This is a genomic window from Nonomuraea sp. NPDC001699 (assembly GCF_053596455.1).
Genome location: NZ_JBSFGF010000012.1, coordinates 120,027 through 144,413 on the forward strand (window position 1 = coordinate 120,027; position 24,387 = coordinate 144,413).

At 72.5% G+C, this 24,387-nt stretch carries 24 protein-coding genes and 1 tRNA gene; 10 read left to right on the forward strand and 15 right to left on the reverse strand.

Annotated features, from left to right (window positions below):
* Positions 1 to 25 precede the first annotated feature (25 nt).
* From ACWCSU_RS31720 to ACWCSU_RS31740, 5 genes are read right to left on the reverse strand one after another with little or no spacing between them, the layout of a single operon-like run.
* The gene (locus ACWCSU_RS31720; protein ID WP_357699000.1) at positions 26 to 1,012 is read right to left on the reverse strand and encodes a dihydrodipicolinate synthase family protein; all 987 of its coding nucleotides are present in this window, start codon (positions 1,010 to 1,012) and stop codon (positions 26 to 28) included.
* Positions 1,009 to 2,001: an oligopeptide/dipeptide ABC transporter ATP-binding protein gene (locus ACWCSU_RS31725; protein ID WP_449939911.1), complete on the reverse strand. Its 993-nt coding sequence runs from the start codon at positions 1,999 to 2,001 to the stop codon at positions 1,009 to 1,011. Before ACWCSU_RS31725 ends, ACWCSU_RS31720 begins: the two co-directional genes overlap by 4 nt.
* Positions 1,994 to 3,925, reverse strand: a complete 1,932-nt coding sequence (locus tag ACWCSU_RS31730) for a dipeptide/oligopeptide/nickel ABC transporter permease/ATP-binding protein (RefSeq protein WP_449939912.1) — start codon at positions 3,923 to 3,925, stop codon at positions 1,994 to 1,996. Before ACWCSU_RS31730 ends, ACWCSU_RS31725 begins: the two co-directional genes overlap by 8 nt.
* The gene (locus tag ACWCSU_RS31735; protein ID WP_357698994.1) at positions 3,925 to 4,884 is read right to left on the reverse strand and encodes an ABC transporter permease; all 960 of its coding nucleotides are present in this window, start codon (positions 4,882 to 4,884) and stop codon (positions 3,925 to 3,927) included. The genes ACWCSU_RS31730 and ACWCSU_RS31735 overlap by 1 nt, the downstream gene beginning before the upstream one ends.
* On the reverse strand, positions 4,881 to 6,485 hold the full coding sequence (locus ACWCSU_RS31740; protein WP_357698992.1) for an ABC transporter substrate-binding protein: 1,605 nt from the start codon (positions 6,483 to 6,485) through the stop codon (positions 4,881 to 4,883). Before ACWCSU_RS31740 ends, ACWCSU_RS31735 begins: the two co-directional genes overlap by 4 nt.
* Positions 6,486 to 6,623: 138 nt before the next feature.
* Between ACWCSU_RS31740 and ACWCSU_RS31745 the strand changes: the two genes are divergently transcribed.
* Entirely contained in the window at positions 6,624 to 7,334 is a 711-nt protein-coding gene (locus ACWCSU_RS31745; RefSeq protein ID WP_357698990.1) for a FadR/GntR family transcriptional regulator, read from the forward strand.
* Here the strand turns inward: ACWCSU_RS31745 and ACWCSU_RS31750 are convergent.
* Entirely contained in the window at positions 7,331 to 7,915 is a 585-nt protein-coding gene (locus tag ACWCSU_RS31750) for an HD domain-containing protein (RefSeq protein ID WP_449939917.1), read from the reverse strand. The genes ACWCSU_RS31745 and ACWCSU_RS31750 overlap by 4 nt on opposite strands.
* A gap of 31 nt (positions 7,916 to 7,946) precedes the next feature.
* Between ACWCSU_RS31750 and ACWCSU_RS31755 the strand changes: the two genes are divergently transcribed.
* Together ACWCSU_RS31755 and ACWCSU_RS31760 are read left to right on the forward strand one after the other, a co-directional pair.
* On the forward strand, positions 7,947 to 8,798 hold the full coding sequence (locus tag ACWCSU_RS31755; RefSeq protein WP_364084887.1) for a DUF4429 domain-containing protein: 852 nt from the start codon (positions 7,947 to 7,949) through the stop codon (positions 8,796 to 8,798).
* 54 nt (positions 8,799 to 8,852) lie between these two features.
* Entirely contained in the window at positions 8,853 to 9,413 is a 561-nt protein-coding gene (locus ACWCSU_RS31760; protein WP_449939919.1) for an NADAR family protein, read from the forward strand.
* Here the strand turns inward: ACWCSU_RS31760 and ACWCSU_RS31765 are convergent, their stop codons facing one another.
* The 4 genes from ACWCSU_RS31765 to ACWCSU_RS31780 form a co-directional block, all read right to left on the reverse strand.
* Positions 9,414 to 11,750 carry a helicase-associated domain-containing protein gene (locus tag ACWCSU_RS31765; RefSeq protein WP_449939922.1) on the reverse strand — a complete coding sequence of 779 codons (2,337 nt, stop codon included), beginning with the start codon at positions 11,748 to 11,750 and terminating at the stop codon, positions 9,414 to 9,416.
* 184 nt (positions 11,751 to 11,934) lie between these two features.
* Positions 11,935 to 12,008, reverse strand: a tRNA-Lys gene (locus ACWCSU_RS31770).
* Between the two features lie 41 nt (positions 12,009 to 12,049).
* The gene (locus tag ACWCSU_RS31775) at positions 12,050 to 12,973 is read right to left on the reverse strand and encodes a nucleoside hydrolase (protein WP_449939924.1); all 924 of its coding nucleotides are present in this window, start codon (positions 12,971 to 12,973) and stop codon (positions 12,050 to 12,052) included.
* Positions 12,974 to 13,273: 300 nt separating this feature from the next.
* Positions 13,274 to 13,666, reverse strand: a complete 393-nt coding sequence (locus ACWCSU_RS31780; protein ID WP_357698978.1) for an OsmC family protein — start codon at positions 13,664 to 13,666, stop codon at positions 13,274 to 13,276.
* Positions 13,667 to 13,718: 52 nt separating this feature from the next.
* Here ACWCSU_RS31780 and ACWCSU_RS31785 point away from each other — a divergent pair, with 52 nt between their 5' ends.
* Positions 13,719 to 14,450, forward strand: coding sequence for a hypothetical protein (locus tag ACWCSU_RS31785; protein ID WP_449939926.1), 732 nt, complete (start codon positions 13,719 to 13,721; stop codon positions 14,448 to 14,450).
* A gap of 50 nt (positions 14,451 to 14,500) precedes the next feature.
* Entirely contained in the window at positions 14,501 to 15,274 is a 774-nt protein-coding gene (locus ACWCSU_RS31790; RefSeq protein WP_449939928.1) for an FAD:protein FMN transferase, read from the forward strand.
* 7 nt (positions 15,275 to 15,281) lie between these two features.
* On the opposite strand, the gene ACWCSU_RS31795 is transcribed toward ACWCSU_RS31790, so the two are convergent.
* Positions 15,282 to 15,557, reverse strand: a complete 276-nt coding sequence (locus ACWCSU_RS31795; protein ID WP_352319467.1) for a hypothetical protein — start codon at positions 15,555 to 15,557, stop codon at positions 15,282 to 15,284.
* 115 nt (positions 15,558 to 15,672) lie between these two features.
* Between ACWCSU_RS31795 and ACWCSU_RS31800 the strand changes: the two genes are divergently transcribed.
* Both ACWCSU_RS31800 and ACWCSU_RS31805 read left to right on the forward strand, forming a co-directional pair.
* Positions 15,673 to 16,053: a phage holin family protein gene (locus ACWCSU_RS31800; protein ID WP_449939930.1), complete on the forward strand. Its 381-nt coding sequence runs from the start codon at positions 15,673 to 15,675 to the stop codon at positions 16,051 to 16,053.
* Between the two features lie 10 nt (positions 16,054 to 16,063).
* A complete protein-coding gene (locus ACWCSU_RS31805; RefSeq protein WP_449939931.1) occupies positions 16,064 to 17,395 on the forward strand; it encodes an aromatic amino acid ammonia-lyase in 1,332 nt (443 codons plus the stop codon).
* On the opposite strand, the gene ACWCSU_RS31810 is transcribed toward ACWCSU_RS31805, so the two are convergent.
* Positions 17,337 to 18,320: a LacI family DNA-binding transcriptional regulator gene (locus ACWCSU_RS31810; RefSeq protein ID WP_449939932.1), complete on the reverse strand. Its 984-nt coding sequence runs from the start codon at positions 18,318 to 18,320 to the stop codon at positions 17,337 to 17,339. The two genes, ACWCSU_RS31805 and ACWCSU_RS31810, sit on opposite strands and share 59 nt — an antisense overlap.
* 241 nt (positions 18,321 to 18,561) lie before the next feature.
* Between ACWCSU_RS31810 and ACWCSU_RS31815 the strand changes: the two genes are divergently transcribed.
* Together ACWCSU_RS31815 and ACWCSU_RS31820 are read left to right on the forward strand one after the other, a co-directional pair.
* Positions 18,562 to 19,422, forward strand: coding sequence for an amidohydrolase family protein (locus ACWCSU_RS31815; protein WP_449939935.1), 861 nt, complete (start codon positions 18,562 to 18,564; stop codon positions 19,420 to 19,422).
* 253 nt (positions 19,423 to 19,675) lie between these two features.
* A complete protein-coding gene (locus ACWCSU_RS31820; RefSeq protein ID WP_449939936.1) occupies positions 19,676 to 20,212 on the forward strand; it encodes a cysteine dioxygenase in 537 nt (178 codons plus the stop codon).
* Here the strand turns inward: ACWCSU_RS31820 and ACWCSU_RS31825 are convergent.
* Complete coding sequence (locus ACWCSU_RS31825; protein ID WP_449939937.1) at positions 20,184 to 20,849, reverse strand: hypothetical protein; 666 nt, start codon at positions 20,847 to 20,849, stop codon at positions 20,184 to 20,186. The two genes, ACWCSU_RS31820 and ACWCSU_RS31825, sit on opposite strands and share 29 nt — an antisense overlap.
* A gap of 14 nt (positions 20,850 to 20,863) precedes the next feature.
* Positions 20,864 to 22,030, reverse strand: a complete 1,167-nt coding sequence (locus ACWCSU_RS31830) for a CynX/NimT family MFS transporter (RefSeq protein WP_449939939.1) — start codon at positions 22,028 to 22,030, stop codon at positions 20,864 to 20,866.
* A 75-nt stretch (positions 22,031 to 22,105) separates the two neighbouring features.
* Here ACWCSU_RS31830 and ACWCSU_RS31835 point away from each other — a divergent pair, with 75 nt between their 5' ends.
* A complete protein-coding gene (locus ACWCSU_RS31835; protein WP_397037722.1) occupies positions 22,106 to 23,089 on the forward strand; it encodes a LacI family DNA-binding transcriptional regulator in 984 nt (327 codons plus the stop codon).
* Here the strand turns inward: ACWCSU_RS31835 and ACWCSU_RS31840 are convergent.
* The gene (locus ACWCSU_RS31840; RefSeq protein ID WP_449939942.1) at positions 23,052 to 24,359 is read right to left on the reverse strand and encodes an MFS transporter; all 1,308 of its coding nucleotides are present in this window, start codon (positions 24,357 to 24,359) and stop codon (positions 23,052 to 23,054) included. The genes ACWCSU_RS31835 and ACWCSU_RS31840 overlap by 38 nt on opposite strands.
* Positions 24,360 to 24,387: the final 28 nt, after the last annotated feature.

The window sequence follows — 24,387 nt, forward strand, 5'->3', positions numbered from 1 at the left end:
CCACTGAGCAACGGCCGCTGAGCGGCTACAGCAGCCCGGCGGCGGCCAGCAGCTTGCCGATGCGGCCGGTCTCGTCGTCGTTCAGCGGGATCTGCGGCAGCGCGGTGAGCGGGCAGTCGATGACGCCCCGCAGGTGCAGGGCGGCCTTGAACGCGCCCAGCCCCGCCGAGCTGCCGCCCATGCGGCCCGCGCCGACCCGGACGATCTCGAACAGCCTGACCAGGCGTTCCTGCTGGATCCTGGCCGCCTCCCAGTCGCCACGGGAGGCGGCCCGGTACAGCTCGGCGTACCCGTGGGGGTCCACGTTGCCGAGGCCGGGCACGACGCCGTCGGCGCCCATCCACAGCGCGGAGTCCACGGTCACCTCCGACCCGGTGAGCACGCTGAACGGCGCCCGGCGGCCCATGATGACCTGGCGCAGGCCGCCCTCGTCGCCGCTGGAGTCCTTCACCCCCGCCAGCGCGCCCTCGGCGGCCAGTTCGAGCAGCAGGTCGGCGCCCAGCTTGGTGTGCACGCTGACCGGCAGGTCGTAGGCGTAGACGGGCAGGCCGCCGCGGGCGGCGATCGTCCGGAAGTGGGTGCGGATCTCGTCGGGGTGGGTGCGCGTGTAGAACGGCGCGGTCGCCACCAGCGCGGACGCCCCGGCCTCCACCGCGACCCGGGCGTGTTCGAGCACCCGCGGCGTGGTCATGTCGATCACCCCGGCGAGCACCGGAACCTGGCCGCCCACGTGCCCGACGACCGTGTCCAGCACCACCCGCCGCTGCGCGTCGGTCAGATAGGCCACCTCCGAGGAGGAGCCGAGCACGAACAGCGCGTCCACCCCGCCCTCCAGCAGGTGGTCCACCAGCCGGGTCAGGGAGGCGGCGTCCACCTCGTGGCCGGGGGTCAACGGGGTGCAGACCGGGGGGATCACGCCGGTCACCGTCGCGGACCCGGCGACATCGGGATCTGTCGCGGACCCGGCGACATCGGGATCTGTCGCGGACCCGGCGACGTCGGGATCTGTCATGAGTGCTCCTGGATCAGCTCTAGGTCGGTGGCTCCGGCCGCCACCGGGTGGTGGCAGTGGAAGAGGTGGTCGTCCCCGGCCCGGGTGGCGGGGGGCGGCTCGGCGGCGCACAGGTCGTCGGCCCGCCAGCACCGGGTGCGGAACGGGCAGCCGCTCGGCGGCCTGGTGGCCGACGGCACGGCCCCCACCAGCGGGATCGGGTTGATGGGCGAGATCAGCCCCGGGGTGGCCGAGAACAGCGCCCGCGTGTACGGATGCCTGGCCCGCCCCGGAACGGACTGCGCGGGCGTCTGCTCGACGATCCGGCCCAGGTACATGGTGACCACGCGGTCGCTCATCCTGCGCACGGTCTGGATGTCGTGCGAGATGAACACCAGCGCCAGCCCGAGCCGTTCCTTGAGGTCGAGCAGCAGGTTGAGGATCTGGGCGCGGACGGACACGTCCAGGGCGCTGGTGGGCTCGTCGGCGACGACCAGCCCGGGTTCGAGCGCGAGCGCCCTGGCCACGGCCACCCGCTGCCGCTGCCCGCCGGAGAGCTGGCCGGGCAGCGCGCCGGCCACGCCCGCGGGCAGGCCCACCAGGTCCAGCAGCTCACGCTCGCGGGCCTCGCGCTGGGCGGGGGTGCCGCGGCCGTGCACGTCGAGCGGGTCGCGCAGGATGCGCCCGACCGGCAGCCGCCGGTTGAGCGCCGTGGACGGGTCCTGGAAGATCAGGCCGACGCCGCCGCCGACGAGCGCGCGCCGCTCGCCCTGCGTCAGCGTCCACAGGTCGCGGCCGTGCAGGCGCACGCTTCCCAAGGTCGGCCGCTGCAGCCCGACCAGCACCTTGGCCAGCGTGGACTTCCCGCAGCCCGACTCCCCCACGATCCCGACGGTCTCGCCGGGCGCGACGGTCAGCGAGGCGGCGGTCAGGGCGTGCACCCGGTCGCGCGAGAACAGCCCTCCCGACCGGGCCTTGTGCACGACGTGCACACCGTCCAGCTCAAGCATGTCGCTCACTCCCCACGAGTTCGACCGCCGGGTGGTGGCAGGCCACCGCGTGCCGCCTGGCCTCTCCGGTCAGCACCGGGGCCTGCGTACGGCACATGTCGGTGGCCATCGGGCATCGGTCGGCGAACCTGCACCCGGCCGGGAAGTCGGCGGGCGCGGGCACCACGCCGGGGATCTGCGTCAGCCGCTCGGCCCCCGACTCCAGCGACAACACCGCGCCGAGCAGCCCACGGGCGTAGTGGTGGGCGGGCTCGCCGACCAGGGCGGCGGTGGCGCCGGTCTCGACGATCTGGCCGCCGTACATGACGACGACGCGGTCGGTGACGTCGGCGACCAGGGCGAGGTCGTGCGAGACCAGGATCAGCGCGAACCCCAGCTCCTCGCGCAGCCGCAGCAGCAGCTCGATGACCTGCGCCTGGACGGTCACGTCGAGCGCGGTCGTCGGCTCGTCGGCGACGATCAGCTTGGGCTCGCGGGAGAGCGCCATCGCGATCAGCACCCGCTGCCGCTGGCCGCCCGACAGCTCGTGCGGGTAGGCGGACAGGGTGCGGCGGGCGTCGAGGCCGACCAGTTCGAGCAGCTCGGCGGGGGTACGCCGGCCGCCCCTGCGGGTGACCTGCCTGAGCTGGGCCCTGATGGTCATGGCCGGGTTGAGCGAGGACAGCGCGTCCTGGTAGATCATCGCCATCTCGTGACCGAGCAGGCGGCGGCGGGCGCCGCGCGGCAGGGCGAGCAGCTCCTTCTGGTCGAAGCGCACGTGCCCGCTGACGTGGGCCGCACGTGGTTGCAGGCCCATGACGGTCAGTGCGGTCAGCGACTTGCCGCAGCCGGACTCGCCGACCAGGCCGACGACCTCGCCGGGCCACACCTCGAAGCCGATGCCGTCCACGATGTCGATGTCCGGCTCGAAGCCGATGCGCAGGCGTTCGACGCTGAGGATCGGCTGTCCTTGGGGCAGCGGGCGGGCGCGTTCGGCCAGCCGGCGCGCCGCCTCGGCCAGGCCGGGCAGTTCGAGCACCTGGCCGGTGCCGGGGGTGGCCTGCTCGTACGCGTCGTCCTTCTTGGGGGCGGCTCTGCGTACCGGGGCGGCCCAGGCGTCGGAGATGCCCTCGGACAGGATGTTCAGGGCCAGCACGGTGAGCAGGATCAGCAGGCCGGGGAAGACCGTGGCCCACCAGCCGCCGAGCAGCACCAGGTTCTTGCCGTCGGCGATGACGCTGCCCCACGACGGGTTCGGCGGCCGTACGCCGGCGCCGATGAACGACAGCGACGCCTCGAACACGATCGCGTCGGCCACCATCACCGTGCAGAACACCAGCACGGGCGCGGCGCAGTTGACCGCGACGTGCCTGACCACGATGTACGGCGTGCGGGCGCCGATGACGCGTTCGGCCGCCACGTAGTCCTCGCCGTACTGGGCGATCACGTTGGCCCGCACGACCCTGGCCACGGACGGCATGTAGAGGAAGGCCATGGCCATGACCAGCACCGGGATGCTGCCGCCGAACACCGCGACCAGCACGGCGGCCAGCGCGATGCCGGGGAAGGCCATGATCACGTCGAGCACGCGCATGACGGTCTCGTCCACGATCCGGCGCGAGGTGGCCGCGACCGCGCCGACGACCGCCCCGGCCACCAGGGCGAGCCCGGTGGCGCCGAGCCCGATGATCAGCGACCAGCGGGCGCCGTACAGGAGCCTGGACAGGATGTCGCGGTTGGCGCTGTCGAGGCCCATCCAGTGCGCGGCCGACGGGCCGCCGCCGGCGGCCTCCTGGAAGTACGGCGAGTGCGGCGCGATCAGCGGCGCGAACAGGGCGGCCAGCACGACCAGGACGATGACGCCGACCGCCGGCCAGGACGCCAGGGGCAGCCGCCGGAAGGCGACGCCGGGCCTGGCCAGGCGTTCGGTGAGTCCGCTTCTCATCAGGCGGCACTCCTCAGGCGGGGGTTGACCAGCAGGTAGAGGATGTCGACGACCAGGTTGACCACCATGAAGCCGATCGCGATGGTGAGCACGACGCCCTGCACCACGGCCGGGTCGCCGTCGCGCACCGCGTTGATCATGAGCTGGCCCATGCCGGGCAGGCCGTAGATCGTCTCGATGACCACCGTGCCGCCGATCAGGTAGCCGATGCGCAGGCCGAGCACGGTCAGCGGGTTGATCAGCGCGTTGCGCAGCACGTTGCGTCCGACCACGACGATCATCGGCAGGCCGCTGCCGATCGCGGTGCGCACGTAGTCACGGTCCAGCTCCTCGACCATCGACGTGCGGATGATGCGGGTGAGCTGGGCGGCGATCGGCAGCGACAACGACAGCGCGGGCAGCGTCATCGACTGCAGCCAGCCGGTGACGGAGTCGGCGGGGTTGATGTAGCCGCCGGTCGGGAACAGTCCCTCGCCGACCGCCAGCCACTGGATCATCAGCAGCGCCAGCCAGAACGCCGGGGCCGCCACGCCGACCAGCGACACGACCCGGATCGCCTGGTCGGGCCAGCGGTCGCGGAACAGCGCCGCGGTCACGCCGAACACCAGCGACAACACGACCGCCACGGCCAGGCCGAGGAACGTGAGCTGGAGGGTCAGCGGCAACGCGGTCGTCACCGACTCGATGACCGGCTTCTTGGTGAGCACGCTGGTGCCCATGTCGCCCTGGGCGAGGTCGGCGACGAAGCGCACGTACCGCAGCGGCAGCGGGTCCAGCAGGCCGTTCTCCTCCTGGAAGCGGTGGATCTGTTCCGCCGTGGGGTTCGCGCCCTGGAAGTAGGCGTACTCGGGTTTGACGCCCGAGAAGCGCATCACGACGAACACGAACGCGACCACGCCCAGGACCAGCGGGATCAGGATGAGGAGCCGCCGCAGCAGCATCCTGAGTACGAGCGTCATGTCCTCTTGGCCTGCAGCAGGTTGATGCCGGGGTAGGGCTGGGCGCGGATGCCGGAGATCTTCTTCGGGTCCCAGGCGGTCATCAGCTCGTTGTGGACGACGGGGTAGAGCACGGCCTCCTCGGCGACCAGGTCCAGATATTTATGGATCTGCTCGGTCTTCTTGGCCTTGTCCGTCTCCTTGCCGGCCGCGTCCATCATGGCGAACAGCTTCTCGGCGTCCTTGCTGCCGTCCCAGTGGCTGTACTTCATCCACAGGCCGCCGGGCACGTAGTTGTAGTGCAGGATCAGGTCGGCGTCCATGCCGAACTGGTTGGGGTTCGAGGCCGCCGCGACCACCTGGTAGTCCTGGAACTGGTCCATCTTGGTGAACAGCGCGGCCGTGTCCTGCGGCTCCAGCGTGGTCTTGATCCCGACGGCCTCCCAGGAGGCGGCGATGGTGGGCAGGCAGTCGGCGATCCAGCTCACGTTGACGGCCATGAGGTTGACCGTCAGGTTCGTGACGCCCGCCTCCTTCAGCAGCGCCTTGGCCTTGTCGGGGTCGTAGTCGTAGACGACCGAGGCGCGGCGGTGGTCGGGGTGGCCCTCGTTGAGGAAGGAGCTGGAGGCCGTGCCGTGGCCCTTGAGCGCCACGTCGATCATCTTCTGCTTGTCGATGGCGTAGTGCAGCGCCTGGCGGACGCGTACGTCGTCGAAGGGCTTGGCGGCGGTGTTGAACATCAGGAACATGTGGTTCATGCCCTTGCCGCCCTCGACCGTGAGCCCCTGCTGCTTGAGCTGTTCGACGTTGGCGTACGGGATGTTGTCGGCGATCTGCGCCTCGGCCGAGCCGCCGGAGATCTTGGCCACCCGGGCGGAGGCGTCCACGATGGTCAGCCAGTTCATCTTCTTGACGGTGGCCGGGCGCGGCCCGTTGTAGCCGTCGAACGCCTCGAAGGAGGTGTTGGATTTCGGGTTGTGCGCCGTCTGCTTGTACGGCCCGGAGCCGACCGCCATGCCGCTCTTGGCCTTGTCCCACGCGCCCGCCTGGCCGAACACGTGCTTCGGCATGATCTTGGCGATGGTCAGCCGGGGCGCCGCGTCGGGGAAGGGGAACTTGAAGACCAGTTCCACGTTCCGGTCGTCGACCTTCTTCACCTCCTGGAGCCAGGACTTGAAGAAGTTGCCGGTCAGCACGTTGTCCGGGCCGAGGATGCGCTCGAACGTGAAGACCACGTCGTCGGCGGTGACCGGCTGCCCGTCGTGCCACTTGGCGCCCTCGCGCAGGGTGAACGTCCAGGACGTGGCGTTCGGGTCGGCGGGCAGCGCCGTGGCCAGGGCCGGGTACGGCTCCCGGGTGACCGGGTCGGTGTCGAGCAGTCCTTCGTAGACGTGGCTGATCCCGGCCATCGCGAACGCCGACGCGGTCTGCGTCGGGTCCCAGCTCTGGTCGTTGCCGTAGCCGATGACGGCGGTGATCAGGTCTTTGTTCGATCCGGCGCCGACCGAGCCGGTCGAGGCCGGGCCTCCGGAACAGGCGGAGAGGGTGGCCGCGATGAACGCCGCCGCACCCGTGGCCCCGCTGTAGCGCAGGAAGTCACGGCGGCTGAACTCAGAGCTCACGGATGCCTCCTGGGGGGGAAAGGTAGAACGTAGGACATCCCATGTCCTATCTTGTGCGTAACGTGGACGCTAAACGCCAGAGCGTCTTGAGGTCAACAGAGGATTTCCGGAATGTTACCTACGATGAAAGGAAGCTTCATGACCGCAGTCCCGCGTCCGGCACGTCCCAGCCGGGCCGTCGAGGCCCAGGAGGGCGTCAAAGACCTGATCGTCAGGCGCGGGCTGGTCGCGGGCGACCCGCTGCCCACGGAGTCGGAGCTCATGGAGGAGCTCCAGGTCAGCCGCAACTCCGTCAGGGAGGCGCTGAAGGCCCTCCAGGCGGTCGGCATCGTGGACATCCGCCACGGCTTCGGCATGTTCGTCGGCCGGATGTCGCTGTCCGGCCTCGTGGACGAGCTGGCCTTCCACAGCCGCATCACCCTCCAGAACGGCCGCAACCACCTGGCGCACCTCATCGAGATCCGCGAGATCCTGGAGAGCGGCCTCGTCCAGCGGCTCATCGACCTGGGTCCGGAGGCCGACCTCGCGCCGGTGGCCGACGTCATGGCCCGCATGGACCACGAGTCACAGGTCGGCGAGGTCTCCCCCGAGACCGACCGGCTCTTCCACGACCTGCTCTACCGGCCGCTCGGCAACCCGCTGGTCAGCCAGCTCCTCGGCGCGTTCTGGGACGTCTACCACCAGCTCCGCGACCACCTCGGCGCCCCCGACGAGCCGCCCGGCGACGTGGCCAGGCGGCACCGCGACATCTACGCCGCGGTGCTGGCCGGCGACCGGGCCGCCGCGGTGTCGGCCGTGTACGCGCACTTCGACGGCGTACGCAACCGGCTGGCCCGGCTGGGAGGCTAGTCCGGGAAGCGGGCCACGCGCCTGGCCCACGGCCGTCGCCATTCCTCGTACCACTCGGCGAACCAGGGGTGGGGCGCGGCCAGCGGCACGATGGAGGAGACGGTCTCCTGGTAGCAGTGCTTCTGGAACCGCCAATGGAGGCGCTGCAACTCCTGCACCTTGCTCACCCCGACGGCCAGCTTCACGAGCACGGCCTGCGCCGGGGCCTTGGCCAGCGCGGCCAGGTGGTCGGCCCCGGCCTGCCCGGCGGGCCTGGTCACCCAGCGGACGAGCCCGGTCACGTCCGCGCCGAACCGCCGCGCGAGCTCCCGCTCGGTGCACGCCGTGTCCTCCAGCACGTCGTGCAGCACGACCGCGGTCAGCACGTCGGGGTCGCGCACCTGTGCCCCGGCCACCGCCACCTCCAGCGCCTCCAGCAGATGCTCCACGTACGGCCGCCCGGTGGGACGCTGCCGCACGCCGTGCTGCGTCCGCGCGAAGCGCACCGACTCGCGCAACCTCGTGACGGCCTGCGACGGGAGCGCCTCGGCCAGGGGTCCGGCGGCCTGGCCCCACGACATCCAGCTCGTGAAGATCTTCATCGGGCTCCTCTCGACGTCCTAGGCTGAGAATATGACCGAGATCGCCGTTCTCGACGGCTCGTGGACGTTCAACGGAGAGATGCTGCGCGTGGTCCCAGGCGGCGACAAGAACGTCCATGAGCTCCGCAAGGTGCTCGGCGAGGTCGCCGTGCCGCTGGAGGCCATCGCGACGTGCGCGTTCGAGCCCGGCCGCAAGGGCGGCCAGCTGCGCCTTCGCCTGCGCTACGGCGCCGACCCCCTGTCCGACCTCGTCGCCGGGTCGCTGGCCGCCCCCGCCGACCCCTACCGGCTCGCGGTGCCCAAGGAGCGCGCCGGCGCCGCCCAGTACTTCGCCGACGAGGTCCGCGACACCCTGGAGATCAACCAGACGCCGACCGGCCCCTGCGAGCACTACCTCCTCCCCGGCCCCGCCATCCCCGTCTCGGCCACGGCCGGCGACGGCACGGCCGTCTTCGACGGCGAGCGCGTCCGCCTGGAATGGACGGGTTTCGCCAGCTCGGAGAAGGAACGGGCCGGGTCGCAGGAGTTCCCGCTGGCCGACCTGGTGGGCGTGGAGTGGAAGCCGCAGTCCGGCCTGGGCTACGGCACGCTCCGCTTCCGGCTCAAGGGCGACGGGCCCGGGGTCACCCCGCAGAAGGACCCCCACTGCGTCTCCTGGGGCATCCAGCGCTTCGGCGGCGCGACCGCGCTGGTCGGCGCCGCGGTGCTGGCCCGGCTGCCGCGCGAGGAGCCCGCCGAGCTTGAGCCGCCGGCCGCCCCCGGCGGTGACGCGCACGACGCGGTGCTGCGCCGCCTGGCCGAGCTGGGCGAGCTGCACCGCTCGGGCGTGCTGACGGACGACGAGTTCGCGGCGGCCAAGCAGGCCATGATCCGCCGGCTCTGACCTGTTGCCTTTATCCGCTTGGCGGCCGTCCGTACCCTGTGGGACGGTTGAGCCGTGTCCGACCAGCTTCCCCGTACCGTGGACGAGGCCGTCGCGGCGGAGCGGAACGGCCGCCGGCCGCGTTACCTCTACTTCTGGGGCCACCGCCCGTCCCGCGACGGCGGCCCCGGCCGCGGCTGCCTGTCGCAGTGGTGGCCGGCGACCTTCACCGAGGACGGCCACACCTTCGCCTCGGCCGAGCACTACATGATGGCCCACAAGGCGTGGCTGTTCGGCGACCACGACATCGCCGGCCGCGTCCTGCGCGCGGCGACCCCGGCCGAGGCCAAGAAGCTCGGCCGCACCGTACGCGGCTTCGACGAGGCCGTGTGGGACGCCCACCGGCTCGACATCGTCACCCGGGCCTCGCTCGCCAAGTTCGGGGCGCACCCGGACCTGCGGGACTTCCTCGTCGGCACCCGCGCGCACGTGCTGGTCGAGGCCAGCCCGCTGGACCGGGTCTGGGGCATCGGCCTGGCCGCCGACGACGAGCGCGCCACCTCCGCGGCGACCTGGCGGGGGCTCAACCTGCTGGGTTTCGCCCTGATGGCGGCCCGCGACGAGCTGGACGCCTGATCAGGTCAGCACCTTGGTGATCTTGGCCAGGTCCAGCAGCCGGAACTCGGCGGGCTCGTGGCACCACACGTCGAGGTCGGCGCCGCGTACCTCCGGGCCGCTGACCGTGAGGTCCTCGCCGTCGTAGGCGATCCGGGCCGTGCCGTGGTACTGCAGCTCCATCGCCACCCGTTCGCGGGCCTTGGGGGGCAGGGCGGTGGCGTACCGGCTGAAGACGTCGCGCAGCCCGTGGAAGACCGGGGCCGGCTCACCCGCGGTGGCGACCAGCCAGGCGGCGGCGCGTTCGGGGCTGAGGACCGCCTGCTCCCGGCGGGCCGGACGGGCGGGCGCGCGCCTGGAGGTGCGGCCGGTCACGGCGAGCGAGCCGTCGGCCTCGCGGGCCACCGGCGCGTACCCGGCCTCCCTGAGCAGGGCCAGGGTCTGCGCCGGATCGAGGGCGCTGGCCAGGACGGTGGGGGCGAGCAGGCGCGGACGCAGCTTCGCCAGCCTGCGATGCGCGGCCACCTCGGCCAGCAGGGCGCGGTCGCCCACCACGCAGCAGCCCACCGGGACCACCTCGACCTCCCCGTGCCGCCGCGCGACGTCGTGGACGAGATACGTCAGAGGCTGCGGCAACGGGCCGGAGGCCACCTCGGCCAGGGCGGCGACGAGGTCGGCCGGGGTGTGGCCGGCGTCGAGGGCGCGGCGCACCGAGGCCGGGCCGAACCGCCACGTGCCGCCGGGCTCGCGGTCGGCGGCCCGGTCGAGCACCTCGGCCAGGGCGGCGGCGGGCGGGCCGGTGACCACGGCGGTCAGGTCGGTGCCGAACAGCGCCTGCTGCCGGGCCGCGGCCAGCAGCCCCGCGGCGGCCTCGCCCGCCTGCGGAGCCGAGGGCGACCGGAGGGCCAGGCCGGGCGGGCTGAGGGCGTCCGCGCCGACCAGGCCCAGCAGCCTCGACTCGGCCAGCACGGCCAGCACGACCTCGCGGCAGCTCGCCCGCTGCACGAGGGGAAGGTGCCAGCTCGCGGCCGCCGCCACCTCCTCGGCGTCCGGGACGGCCGCGCCCTCTCCCGTGGCGGTCGCGTCGGCGAGCAGCTCGAAGACCACCTCCCGGATGACGCTGGACGGCGTCCCGGTTCCGGCGGGGGCCAGCGGGGTGCGCGGTTTGCCGTCGTACCGGCGGGTCGGGCTGATCGGCAGCCCCCACCATGCCTCGACCAGCGCGGTGTAGCGATCGGCCGGCTCCAGGCGCATCCACGCGTCGTAGCCCTTGGTCGGCGAGACCCCGGTACGCCGCGTCTCGGTCGCGCGCCGGGTGCGCACCTGCGTGACCGGGTTGGCGGCCAGCAGCCCGGCGGCGTGCACGACGTCCAGCAGCAGGCGGACCTCGTCCTCGGCGCAGCCCAGCCGGCCGGCCAGGCGGCGCACCTCCTTGACCCCGACGCCGCCTCCCTTCAGCTCGGGCAACGGCTCCGCCGCCGCGGCCTCCAGCAGGGCCGCGGCCCGGTCCAGGAGGCGGAGGGCGGCCACGGACGCCTCGTGGGCGACGAGCTCTCCGGCGACCGGCCGCGTACTGATCGCCGGTCGCTCGACCGGCAGGTCGATCCGGTGGTCGCGCCCGCGCAGCGCGAGCGCGACCTCCATGGGCATGACGTACGTGCGCTCCCAGTCGACGCTCCAGACGAGACCGTGGTCGCGGGCCCACCGCGCCGGGGTCGCCGCACGCCGTGGCTGGTGCTGGCCGCGTGGCGGGAACTCGTCGAGCACCCGCGCGGGCCCTCGCTCGACGAAGTCGTCCAGCAGCTCTCGGGTGCCCGCCGGGGCGCGGGCGACCAGCCGGGCCAGCCGGTCGGGGTCGCCGAGCGCCGCCGTGACGGACTCCATCAGGATCGCCTTGCGCCCCGCGCCGGTGCCGCCCAGCCGCCGGTCCACCTCGGTCAGCTCGGCCATGGTGACCTGCGGGAGGATCGCGGCCAGGTCGGGACCGAGCCCCAGGGGCGTGGGCAGCACCGCGGGCAGCCCGGCGGCGAAGCTCAGCGTCCCGTCCTCGTCGCGCCGGACGAGCGCGGCGCGTTCGAGCCGGTCGATCAGCCCGGAGAGGTCGGCCCCGGAGGCCACCAGGCCGGACAGCGGCCGCCCGGTGCGGGCCGCCACCAGGATCGCCTCGGTCAGCAGCAGGCAGGGCAGCGGCGTCCGGGACAGCGCCAGGTGCACGGACTCGGGCGCGTCGAGCCGTTCGGCCAGCTCGACCAGCCGCCGCGGCGGCACGGGCCGCAACACGTCCGGCCGCGACGTCAGCACCTCGGCCAGCCTCTCGCGCCCCAGCCCCGCCAGCCACTCCAGAAGCGTCTCGTCCACCCCCTGATTGTCGCAGCGCCGGGGTGCCACCATCCCGATGGTCATCTTCCTGGACGGCCGTTCCTGAGCGGCCCGGCATGGGAGCGGCGGGCCACGGGTGACGCCGAGCGGCTCGGGGGCGTCCACAGGGTTCCGGGAAAGCAGAAACCCCAGGTCAACACGGTGACCTGGGGTTTCTCTAGGGTGCGCCGCCAGGGACTCGAACCCCGGACCCGCTGATTAAGAGTCAGCTGCTCTAACCAACTGAGCTAGCGGCGCAACAGGGTTAACTGTATCAGCCGCCGGACGGTGCCCGCACATCAGCCGAGCCGCTCCCCCAGCCTCCCGTACGCCCCCAGCACCAGGTCCCAGAACCCCTTCACGTCCACGGACGTCGCCACCAGCGCGTTCGCCTGCCGTCCGCGCAGGTCGAAGTCGGTGACGGTCATCCCCCGCGTGTACGTCCCGACGGTCTCCACGTTCACCACGGCCGGCACGCAGGTGAACAACGACGGGTCCAGCACGTACGCCACCGCGCAGGCGTCGTGGATCGCCGGGCCGCCCTCGGCCGTCACCACGCCGTAGAACTGCGCGGCGGGCACCAGCAGCTCCGACAGCCGGCCGAGCGGGCGCATGCGGTCGAGCACGTCCGTGGTGACCAGGGCGGACAGGGTCACGTCGAGGCCGAGCTGCCGTACCTGCCAGCCAGCCTCGAAGACGATCGCCGCGGCCTCGGGGTCGGCCAGCATGTTGAACTCGGCCGCCGGGTTGTGGTTCCCCCGCGTGTACGAGCCGCCCATGATCACCAGCTCGCGGGCCCACTCGACGACGCGGGGCTCGCGGCGTACGGCGAGGGCGATGTTGGTCAGCGGGCCCACCGCGACCAGCGTGATCTCGCCGGGGGCGGCACGCAGGGCGTCCACGATGAAGTCCACCGCGTGGCCGTCCGACAGGGGGCGTACGGGGGCGGGCAGGACGACGTCCCCCAGGCCGGTGGCGCCGTGGACGTGGCCGGCGCGGACCATGCGGTGCAGCAGGGCGCCCGCGCTGCCGGGTGTGACCGGCACGTCACCGAGGTCGAGGAACTCCCTGAGCGCCAGCGCGTTGGCGGTGGTCAGCTCCAGGTCGACGTTGCCGCCCACGGTGGTGACGCCCACCACTTCGAGATCGGGAGAGCCGGCCGCGAGGGCCAGGGCGAGCGCGTCGTCGATGCCGGGGTCGCAGTCGATGAGAACTTTCTTCACACCACAGGACAATACGCATGCCCTGCCACCTGTGAGCCAAAGGCGGAGCGGCGGGGAGTGGCAGGGGGTGGGCATGGATCGAGGCCGGGCAGTTTCCCCCAAATCTGCCCGGCCTCGATCGGTGGCGGTCCAGGCCGACGTCTTCCCCCAAAAACGTCGGCGGTCCCGCACTCGCGGACCGCGGTCCCCCTCCGCGTCCGCATCGGTGAAGGTCTGTTGTGGCCTCTCGACCTGCTACAACGCTACCGAGACGAATGCAACGGTCGCGTCATAACGGGGTCGAATAAGCGTTTAATCCGACTAGGGAAGCTCCAATCGAACCTCTGTACCGTCCTGCAACGATCTGCTCACCGTGCAGTACTTGTCGTGCACCCGCCCGGCGACCGCCCTGAACACCTCGTCGGCCTCCTCCGAGGGCAGCTCCACGTCGTAGGTGACCGTCACCGGCCCGAGCTTGTTCGGCTCGACCTTCTCCGACTCCACCGTCATGGCCAGGCGCACCAGCCGGTGCCCGCGCTTGGCCGTGAGCGGCTCGACGGTGACGATGTTGCATCCGCCCACCGCCGCGAGCAGCAGCTCGACCGGGGTGAACACGCCCTCCTCGTCACCGCCGCCGATCCTCACCTCGGCGCCACGGGCGTTCGTGGCCCGGAAACCGCCGTCTTCTGTCCGCTCAACACGCACGTTAGCCATGTTTCAGACCTTACTCAGAAAGCTCTCATGTTCCTTCAGCATCGTCATAGGCATGGCTAGTGAGGTGAATGCGAGTCACGGTCCCATCCTCTTCTGGTGCGGGGTCGCGGTCGCCGAGTTCGGCGCGATCCAGCCGGGGTTCGGCTACCCCTGGCGGCCCACCGCGTACGCCGCCGCGGCGCTGCTCGTCGCGCTCGGCTTCGCCATCGTCAAGGCCGCCGACCTGCTCCGGACGGAACAGGCCAGGCAGCGGCTGCGGCTCGGCGGCTACCTGGCCGGTGCGCTGCTGGTGGCCCACGAGTTCAGCTCCACCGCGTACGTGACGGCGCCCAGCCGTCTTGGGTCGCTCCTCCTGTACACGATGGCGGCCGTCATGGCGGTACGCAGCCACACGGTGACCCCCGAGACCAGGGGCAAGGTGCTGATCGCGTCCGGCATGGACGCGGAGACCCTGCGCGCCCGGCTGGCCCTCGCCACAGGACCCGGCGCCGTGCCCGACAGCACGCCGAACATCGTGGCCGTGTACCGGACCGAGCGCGCCAGCAACGAGCTGCGCGACCTGGAGGCCAGGTACGGCCTCATCCTCGTCACCGGCGCCGAGCACGACCCGAGGGCCAAGGAGCGCATCAGCGCCTCCGGCCTCAGCCGCCAGATCCCCGACATCGCCGAGCGCGAGGTGGTCGTCGAGGGCCCGCGCCCGTTCACCCGGTACGTCGGCGGCGCGTTGTCACGCCTTGCGATCCCCAGATCACAGGTTCATTTCAAACCGGAGCAAAAGGTTTAGCCCCACGTTACGGCCGACGTGAGAGCGTGGTCTGCGGACAAGGAGGCCAGGTGACGATTTTCCCCGGAAGCGCCCGTGTCGACACGGTCATGGGCATGCCCGTCAGTGTGGACATCCGCACGGCTCTGCCGGCCAGAGAGCTCACCCCCCTGCTCGACGACGCCTTCTCCTGGTTGCGCTGGGTGGCCGACACCTTCAGCCCGGCCAAGGAGGACAGCCAGATCTGGCGGCTCAACCAGGGCCTGACCATCAGGCAGATCCCCGAGCTCGTCGAGGTGCTGCACCGCTGCGAGGAGCTGAGCGAGGCGACCGGCGGCTGGTTCGAGCACCGGATCAACGGCGTGATCGACCCCTCCGGCTACATCAAGGGCTGGGCCCTCGAACGTCTGTCGCGGGCGCTGTGCAACGCCGGCGCCGGAGACCACCGCATCAACGCGGGCGGCGACATCAGGGTGCGCGGCTCGGCCGCCCCGGGCAAGGCCTGGCGCGTCGGCATCCGCGACCCGCGCACCGACGTCGTCAGGAAGGCACTGTTCGCCCACGACCTCGGCATCGCCACCTCGGGCGGCGCGGCCGTGGTGGACCCGCGCACCGGGGAGCGCCAGCAGACGCTGGGCTCGGTCACCGTGATCGGCCCCGACCTCGGCGTGGCCGACGCCTACGCCACCGCCATGTACGCCATGGGCCCCACCCTGGCCCCGCGCTTCGCGGCCGACCTGGCCGCGGCGGGCGCGTACGACACCATGATCGTTCTGCGGGACGGGCAGGAGGTCAGCACGCCGGGCATCTCGGGGATCGACGCGGGGGCGCGCCTGGCCGGCTGAGCACGGCTCAGGCGTCGGGATGATCCCGCAGATACTCCAGGTAGATCGGGCGCAACGCCTCGCCCAGTTCACCCTCGCCCGCCGCCAGCGCGTCGCTGAGCAGCGCGGAGACCCGGCTGAGGTCGTTGGCGGTCTCACTCTCGTGACCACTGGCGGCCTCGGCGGCGGGGATCACCTTGAGCAGGTTCCACAGGAAGCCCAGATCCCCATGGCGTACGGCGTACCGCACCGCTCGGTCGTGCAACTCCGCCGCGGGCAACGAATCAAGACCATTAGCGTCCATCTCGCTCCCTTTCCCGACAGGAGTCACAGGTAACCGCCACCACCGACAGTGATCGATCGACGTCCCTCCGTCCGTCTATCGCGCCGGCGATCGCGAAGTGGGAGGATCAACCAGCGTGAGATTCATCATCAGAACCGTGGCCGCGGCCGCCGCCCTCTGGGTCGCCATCCAGTTCCTCGACGGCATCAAGATCACAGCCCCCGAGAACTCGGCCAAGTACTGGGGCGTCCTGCTCCTCGTGGCCCTGATCTTCGGCGTCGTCAACGCCATCGTGAAGCCGATCGTCAAGGCACTGGGCTGCGCGGTCATCGTGCTGACCCTGGGGTTGTTCCTCCTCGTCATCAACGCGGCCATGCTGCTGCTGACGAGCTGGATCGCCGGTCAGTTCGACATCCCCTTCCACGTCGACAACTTCTACCCCGCCGCCTTCTGGGGCGCGATCATCATCAGCGTCGTCAGCTGGCTGCTCGGCCTGTTCATCTCCGACAACGACTGACCCCCTCCCCATGCAGCTCAACGGCGCGGGCCTGACCTGCGCCCAGGTACACGACGCCGCCCACGGCCGGGCCCGGGTCACGATCGGCTCCCTCGATCGGGCCCGGGCCTCGTGGGCCACCGCCCAGGGGCTGACCGGCCCGGTCTACGGCCGCAGCACGGGCGTGGGCGCCAACCGGGACGTCCGGCTCGACTCCCCCGGTCTCGATCTGCTGCGCAGCCACGCCTGCGGAGCAGGCCCCCTGGTGGAGGCCGAACGTGCGCGGGCGATGCTCGTCGTGCGGCTCAACCAGCTCATGGCGGGCGGTTCGGGCATCGACCCGGCCGTGCTGCCCGTCCTGGCCGACGCGGTCGCCGGGGGGTTCACGCCGCCGGTCCGCACGTACGGCGCGATCGGCACCGGCGACCTGACCGCGCTCGCCACCACGGCCCTGTGCCTGCTGGGCGAGGTGCCCTGGCGGCGGGCGGGCGAGGAGGCGGCCGGGCCGCGCTTCGCGCTCGCCTCCGGCGACGCGCTGCCCTTCATCAGCTCGGGCGCGGCCACGCTGGCCGACGCCGCCCTGGCCTGCCATCGCCTGGGCGAGCTGCTGGAGGCCACCGTGGAGGTGGCCGCGCTGTCCTTCACCGCCGTGGACGCCTCCGCCGAGCCCCTGGCCGCCCCCGTCCAGGAGGCCAGACCGCACGCGGGCCAGTCGCGCGTGGCCGGACGCCTGCGCGGCCTGCTCGCCCACGAACCGGCCCCCCGCGTCCAGGACCCGTACGGCTACCGCGCCTTCGCGCAGGTGCACGGCGCGGCCGTGGACGCGTTGGAGCGCGCCACCGCGACCGTCGAGACCGACCTGAACGCCGCCACCGAGAACCCGCTCGTCACCGGCACCCTGGCCTGGCACAACGGCAACTTCCACTCGGCCCCGGTGTCCCTGGCCCTCGACGCGCTGCGGGCCGCGCTGGCCCATACCGCCCAGCTCAGCACCGCCCGCCTGGCCACCCTCATGAACCCCGCCTACACCGGGCAGCTCCCGTTCCTGGCCGACCGGCCGGGCGCCTCCGGCCTCATGATCCTGGAGTACGTGGCCCAGGACGCCCTGGCCGAGCTGCGCCACCTCGCGGCCCCCGTGACGACCGGGACCGCGGTGATCTCGCTGGGCACCGAGGACCACGCCGGTTTCGCCACCCAGGCCGCCCGCCATGCGCTGCGCTGCCTCGAACCGCTGGAGATCGTGCTGGCCTGCGAGCGCGCCGCCGCCGTACGGGCCCGCAAGGGGGCGCGGCCCGACGGCCGGCTCACCGACGAGCTGGACGAGGCGCGGGCGGCGCTTGCGCGACCGAGCCACGCTCCCTGAGCGTCGGCTCCTGGACGACGCGGCGGCGCCGGGTGCCGCCGTCGGCCGCGGCCGCGATGAGGCGCACCGCGGCCCTGACGATGCCGTCGATGTCCCAGTCGACGGTGGTCAGGCCCGGGGTGAGCAGCCCTGACATGGGATGGTCGTCGTAGCCCATGACCGACACGTCGCCGGGGATGGACAGGCCCAGCTCCTTGGCCGCGGCGTAGACGCCGTAGGCGATGGAGTCTGCGAAGCAGAAGACCGCCCCCGGCCTGGACGTGGAGAGGATCTCGTGGGCCGCCGACGTGGCCGCGGCCAGGTCGTGGGGGGCCGTGACGACCTCGATGTCGAGCCCCAGCCGGTCGGCCTCGGCCAGGACGTGCACGTCGGCCGGACGGTCGGGCGTGCTGGCCTGGGTGGGCGTGAGCACGGCGACCCGGCGGTGGCCGAGCCCGGCCAGATGTTCGAGGGCCAGCGTGACGCCCCGGCGGTTGTCGAAGACGACCTCGCCCGCCGTGCCCGCCAGCGCGTCGCCGATCGCGACGACGGGCAGCGACTCGCACAGCTCGGCCCAGAACGGCGCGGCCGGATCGACCGGCTGCACGATCAGACCGTCGACGCGCTGGTCGCGGAGCTGCTGGGCGAGCACGCGCTCACGCTCGGGGTCGCCGACCGCGTCGAGGATCAGGGCATAGCGGTCTTTCTCCCGCAGGCCCCTGCTGATGCCGACCGCCAGCGACTGCTGCCACAGGTCTTCGAGCGAGCCGCAGAGCAGGCCGATCATGCCTGTGCGGCCGCTGGCCAGGGCCCTGGCGATGGGGTCGGCCTCGTAGCCGAGCTCGGCGGCGGCGGCGCGGACGCGCTCCATCGTCTCCTCCGAGACCTGCATGCCGCGCAGCGCATAGGAGACGGCCGCCGGAGACAGACCGGTCGCGCGGGCCACTTCCCGAATCGTCGCTCTCTTCCGCGGCATCCAGCCAGCCTATTGCCTGCCACCGACAGAAGCCGGGTTCCCGCTCGGGCTCGCGTCCTTCTTCTTGGTCCGGTCTCGACGTGCGAAGCGTTGACAAATAGGACAGTGAAGCGGTTCACTGAACCGTATCACTGAAACGGTTCACAGGTTTGATTTCGCAGTACAGTTCGTTTACCTGTAATCTCAGTAGGAAATAGAGGGAGGTGTGATCGTGAGCATCGACGTGCATCAGCATCTGTGGACGGACTCGTTCGTCGCGGCGCTGCGCGCTCGCACCGCCCCTCCCCGGCTCGACGGCTGGACGCTGCTCCTCGACGGCGAGCCGCCGTACGAGGTCGATCCGGCCGACCACGAGCACCGGGACACGACCGGGCTCGACCTGGCGCTGGTGTCGATGTCGAGCCCGCTGGGCGTGGAGTTCCTGCCGCCGGAGGAAGCCTGGCCGCTGATCGACGCCTACCACGAGGGCGCGCTCGCGCTGGGCCGGCCGTTCGGGGTGTGGGCGGCGACCTGTCACAGCGAGCCCGATCCTGAGCGGCTGGCCAAGGACCTCGACCGGGGGGCGGTCGGGTTGCAGATCCCGGCCACCGCCGTACCGGACGACCGGCTGCTCGACGTGCTCACCGAGCGGGATCTGCCGCTGTTCGTGCATCCCGGCCCGGCCGCCGTGCCGCCGCCGCCGGGGGCGCCGTCGTGGTGGCCGGCGCTGGTGCCGTACGTGCAGCAGATGCACGCGTCCTGGCACCACTTCCACGCCGTGGTCAGGCCCCGGCATCCTCGGCTGCGGGTGTGCTTCGCGCTGCTGGCGGGCCTGGCGCCGCTGCACTCCGAGCGGCTCATCGCCCGGGGCGGCACCGGGCGCGGCCTGGTCGACCCCGGCTTCTACGTGGAGACGTCCTCGTACGGGCCGCGCGCCATCGACGCGATCGTCCGCGAGCTGGGCATCGACGTCGTCGTCAACGGCTCCGACGCCCCGTACGCCACCGCCCCCGACCCCGGCCTCGGCGCCGCCGCCCTCCACGCCATCCGCTCCACCAACCCCCGCCGCCTCCTCTCCCTCCCGAACCCATGACCCCCGCGAGAGAGCGCCGGCACCTGGCCATCAACCCCACCCCACGCAGTGGGGCGGTTGACCCCGCGAGGGAGCGCCGGCCTGCGGGCGACCGAGCCGCCTCACGCAGTGAGGCAGTTGAACCCGCGAGGGAGCGCCGGCGCCTGGAGGAGCGGCGGGAGCGAAGCGACCAGAGCGGGGGAAGGCGCCGGCATTCAGGCGACCGAGCCGCCGCACGGAGTGCGGCCATGAGATACAGAAAGGAGACTCGTACGTGAGTGACATCCAGACCCAGGGCGGCGGCGTGTGTGCCGGGCTGCCGGAGCGCGCGCTCGACCGGCGTGAGCTGCGCGACCTGGTCGACGAGCTGGCCGCCAACCCGCAGGAGTGGCGCGAGATGGTCGACTTCCCGACCGACGGCGGACGGCACTACGCCTCCCTGTACCGGGACGCCTACGTGGACGTCTGGGTGCTGTGCTGGCGTCCCGAGGACGACACGGGCTGGCACGACCACGACATCTCCTCGGGCGCGGTGCACGTCGTGCAGGGGGCGTTGCAGGAGAGCAACCCGCGCATCGGCGGCGAGCACCTGGAGACCGTGGTGCCCGCCGGGCAGTCGTTCTCGTTCGGGCCCGACCACATCCACCGGCTCGGCGGCGCGGAGGGCGAGAGCGTCTCGATCCACGCCTACTCGCCGCCGTTGTGGCGGCTCGGCCAGTACTCGATCGACGACAGCGGCGTCATGCGCCGCGTCTCGGTGAGCTACGCCGACGAGCTGCGTCCTATGGACGAGCCTGTCGCGGTGGCCTGAGCACGCAGCAGCTCCCGCACGCCTCGACGTCGGGCAGGGTGATCCACAGGCAGCACGTCCTGCGGAAGTAGCCGTCGTCGGCGGGCTCGACCAGCCCGTCGACCGGCCTGCCGATCTCGGTGAGCAGGGCCATGTAGTCGCCCTCGACGATGGTGACCAGCGGATGGGCGAACGCCTCGGCGGTCGAGCCCCACAGCGTGCGCTCGCCGACCTTGGCGAGCACGCTGATGGCCTTGACCAGCGGCTGCTGCGCCTCGGCCAGCGACTCACGGATGGGCTCGACGCCCGTGCCCCAGGTCACCCGGCTGGCGGCGATCGTCACGCCGGCGTCGGAGACCTTGAAATAGGTGTCGGCCAGCCGCATGACCGGGACGCGGCCGTCGAGGGCCCAGCCGAGCGCCATGGGCAGGCTGTGCCAGTAGCCGAAGGTCTTCCAGAACAGCGCCGCGCCGACGTGCCTCGGCGCGTTCCAGCGCGCCGCCGTCTGCGCGACCAGCTCTTCCAGCAGCGTGTACGGCTCCCGCACGAGATCGGCGGCGGCCGTCCAGCTCTCGTCGGGGTCGATCACGAGGCCGGGCTCGACCCCGATGACGCCGCCCCGGCCGTCGGCCAGGCGCTGGAGAGCCTCGGTCAGCACGCCGCGAATCCCTTCTACAGGTTAGCCTTACCTAAGGTAGCAGGGCGTCCGGCCAGCCATCCAGCCACCAGCTGCGCTCCGAGGACGCCCAGGCCGACCGTCAGCGGCAGGGTCCAGCCGCCCGAGAGCTCCCTGAGGTAGCCGAACAGCAGCGGGCCCAGCGCGGCCACCAGGTACCCCACCGACTGGGACACGGCCGACAGCGCGGTCACGCCGGCGGGATCGGCCGGGCGCAGCGCGATGATCAGCAGCGCCAGCGCGAACGAGGCCCCCTGGCCGACGCCGAGCACGATCATCCACAACCACGGCACGGTGGCCGGGGCCAGCAGCACGCCGAGGTAGCCGAACACGGTCAGCACGCCCGCGCCCACCACGTACGGCACCTGCGAGGCCCGGCGGCCGGCCAGCACCGGCACCGCGAGCGAGGTGGCGACCTGGACCAGGTTCGTCAGGCTGAGCAGGTAGCCGGCCTGGTCGGCGGGCAGGCCGGCGTCGAGGAAGATCGTCGGCAGCCAGGCCAGCATGACGTAGAAGGTGAGCGACTGCAGGCCCATGAGGGCGGTCACGTACCAGGTGACCCGGCTGCGCAGGATGGCGCCGAACGGTCTCGGGCCGCCCTGCTCGGCCGCCCTCCCCCGGACCGCCTGCGGCAGCCAGAGCAGGGCCGCGACCAGCGCGGGCACGGCGAGCAGCGCCGAGACGCCGCGCCAGTCGAAGCCGGTGGCCCGCTCCAGCGGGATCACCAGGGCCGAGGCCCCGGCCGCGCCGGCGACCACGGCCGAGACGTAGACGCCGGTGAACAGGTTGACCCGGGTCGGGAAGTGCTGCTTCACGATGCCGGGCATGGAGACGTTCATGACGGCGATGGCGGTGGCGGCCAGCGCGGAGCCCAGGTAGAGCATGGGAACGCCGTCGAGCCCGCGCAGCATCTCGCCCGCCGCGACCACGAGCAGGCCGGCCAGCAGCGTCCTGTCCAGGCCGATGCGCCGCGCGAGCAGCGGCGCGAGCGGGCCGAACACGCCCAGGCAGACCACCATGACAGTGGTGATCGCGCCGCCGGCCGACGGCGACAGCCCCAGGTCCTTCATGATCTCGTCGAGGAGCGGCGACAGGCCGGCGATGGCGGGCCGCAGGTTGAGCGCGGCCAGCACGAACCCGGCCACCAGCAAGGCGTGTCTCAACGGCATAGGGCACCTACTCTGGCACAGGCGTCTGACAGCGTTGTCCGCCTGGGTGGAGTAGGACATGATCCATGCGTGAGACCGACGATGAAGGACGTCGCGTCGGCGGCGGGCGTGGCGCTCAAGACCGTCTCGCGCGTCGTCAACGACGAACCCGGCGTCCATCCGGCGACCGCCGAGCGGGTGCGGGCGGCCATCGACCGGCTGGGCTACAGCCGCAACGAGAGCGCCCGGGGGCTGCGCACCGGCATGACCGCCACGATCGGGCTGGTCATCGAGGACGTCGCCGACCCCTTCTACGCCGGTCTCAGCAGGGCCGTCGAGGACGTCGTCATCGACCACGGCTGCCTGCTGCTCAGCGGGTCGTCGGGCGAGGAGCCGGGCCGGGAGCGCGAGCTGGTCCAGACGTTCTGCGCGCGCAGGGTGGACGGGCTGATCGTCGTCCCGGCGGGTGACGACCACGCGTACCTGCGGGGTGAGCTGGAGACCGGTACGCCCGTGGTGTTCGCCGACCGGCCGCCCGAGCCCGGGATCGACGTGGACACCGTGCTCGCCGACAACGCGGGCGGGGCCGAGCAGGCCGTACGGCACCTGCTCACGTACGGGCACCACAGGATCGCGTTCCTGGGGGACGATCCGGCGATCTACACGGCGGCCGAGCGGCTGGCGGGCTACCGGCGGGCGCTCGGCGGGCTGTTCGACCCGCGGCTGGTGGCGATGCGCACGCCGTCCCCGGACGACGTACGGGCCGACCTGCGGCGCATGCTCGCCCTCGACGCGCCGCCGACCGCGCTGTTCACCGGGAACGGGCGGCTCACCGTGACCGCGCTGCGGGTCCTGGAGGGGCGGCGGCTCGCGCTGGTGGGGTTCGACGACTTCGAGCTGGCCGACCTGCTGCGGCCGGGGGTGAGCGTGGTGGCGCAGGATCCGGCGTGGATGGGCCGGGTGGCGGCCGAGCTGCTGTTCCGCCGCCTGCGCGGTGACGGCGGGCCGCCGGAGCACGTCGAACTGCCCGTACGTCTCATCCCACGCGGTTCCGGCGAACTCCCGGCGACGTAACCCCACCAGACGTGGCGGAACCGGACGACGCAGCCTCACCGGACGACGCGACGTGACCGGCCGGCGCGGCCGGGTTTGGCGGGGCCGGGTGCGGCGGGCGCAGGGCCCCGAGCAGGGCCAGCGCCCCCAGGACGCCCGCCGCCCCCGCCACCACGATCGCGGGCCCCGGCCCGATCGACTCGCCCAAAACGCCGACCAGCGCCGCACCGGCCGCCTGGCCCGTCATCAGCCCCGCCGACTGCAGCCCGAACGCCTGCCCGCGCCCCTCCTCGGGCACCGCGTCCACGAACCGCCGCTGCAACCCGAGCTGGTACGCCAGCCCCGCCGCCGCGCACGCGGCCAGCACCGCGGCCCACCCGATGCCCGGCCCCAGCGCGAACGCCAGCCACGGCACCCCGAGCAGCACCGCGAGCGGCGCCGACAGCCGCTCCCGCAGCGGCGGCGCGGCGAACCGGCCCACGGCGAACTCCCCCACCGCCATCCCGGCCGCCGCCGCCGCGAGCACCACGCCCGCCCGCCCCTGACCGCCCAGGTACGGCACGATCATCGCCTCCGCCCCGGCCAGGAACATCGTCGGCACCCATCCGGCCAGCAGCAGCCCGCGCACCCGGGGATCGGCCAGCAGCGACCGGTTCACCCGCAACGTCTGCCGCATGGCCCCCGTCCCGCCCCTTCCCGAGGCGGTCCGGGCCGGCCGGTCGGGCAGGCCGAGGCGGAGCACCACCGCGCCGGCCACCGCCAGCGCGGCGGTGGCGGCCAGCGCGCCGGGCGCCCCGGCGAAGGCGAGGAAGGCGCCCCCGGCCGCGAGCCCGCCGACCTGCGAGGCCGCCGAGGCGACCCCGAGCACCGACCGCCCGAGCACGAACGCGTCCCCCGGCAGCACGTCCGGCAGCGCCGCCGACCTGGCCGCGCCGAAGACCGGCGAGAACAGCCCGCTGACCAGCACCAGCGCCAGCATCGCCCACACCGGCAGCCCGGCGTAGGCGAGCAGCAGGCACACCGCCGCCCTGACCAGCTCGCCGGTCACCATCAGCGCCCGGGGCCGCAGCCGGTCGGCCAGCGACAGCAGGAACATCCCGCCCACGATGTACGGCAGCCACCCCGCCATGTACGCCGCCGCCGACAACCCCGGCGACCCGGTACGCGCGTACACCAGCACGGACAGGGCCAGCATCTTGATCGAGTCCCCGGTGACGAGCAGCGCGAAGCTGCCGAACAACACCCGGAACTCCTTGACGGCGAACACGTCGCCGTACGTCGCCGCTCTCACACCCCCGATGCTGCTGAACCGGCTCCCG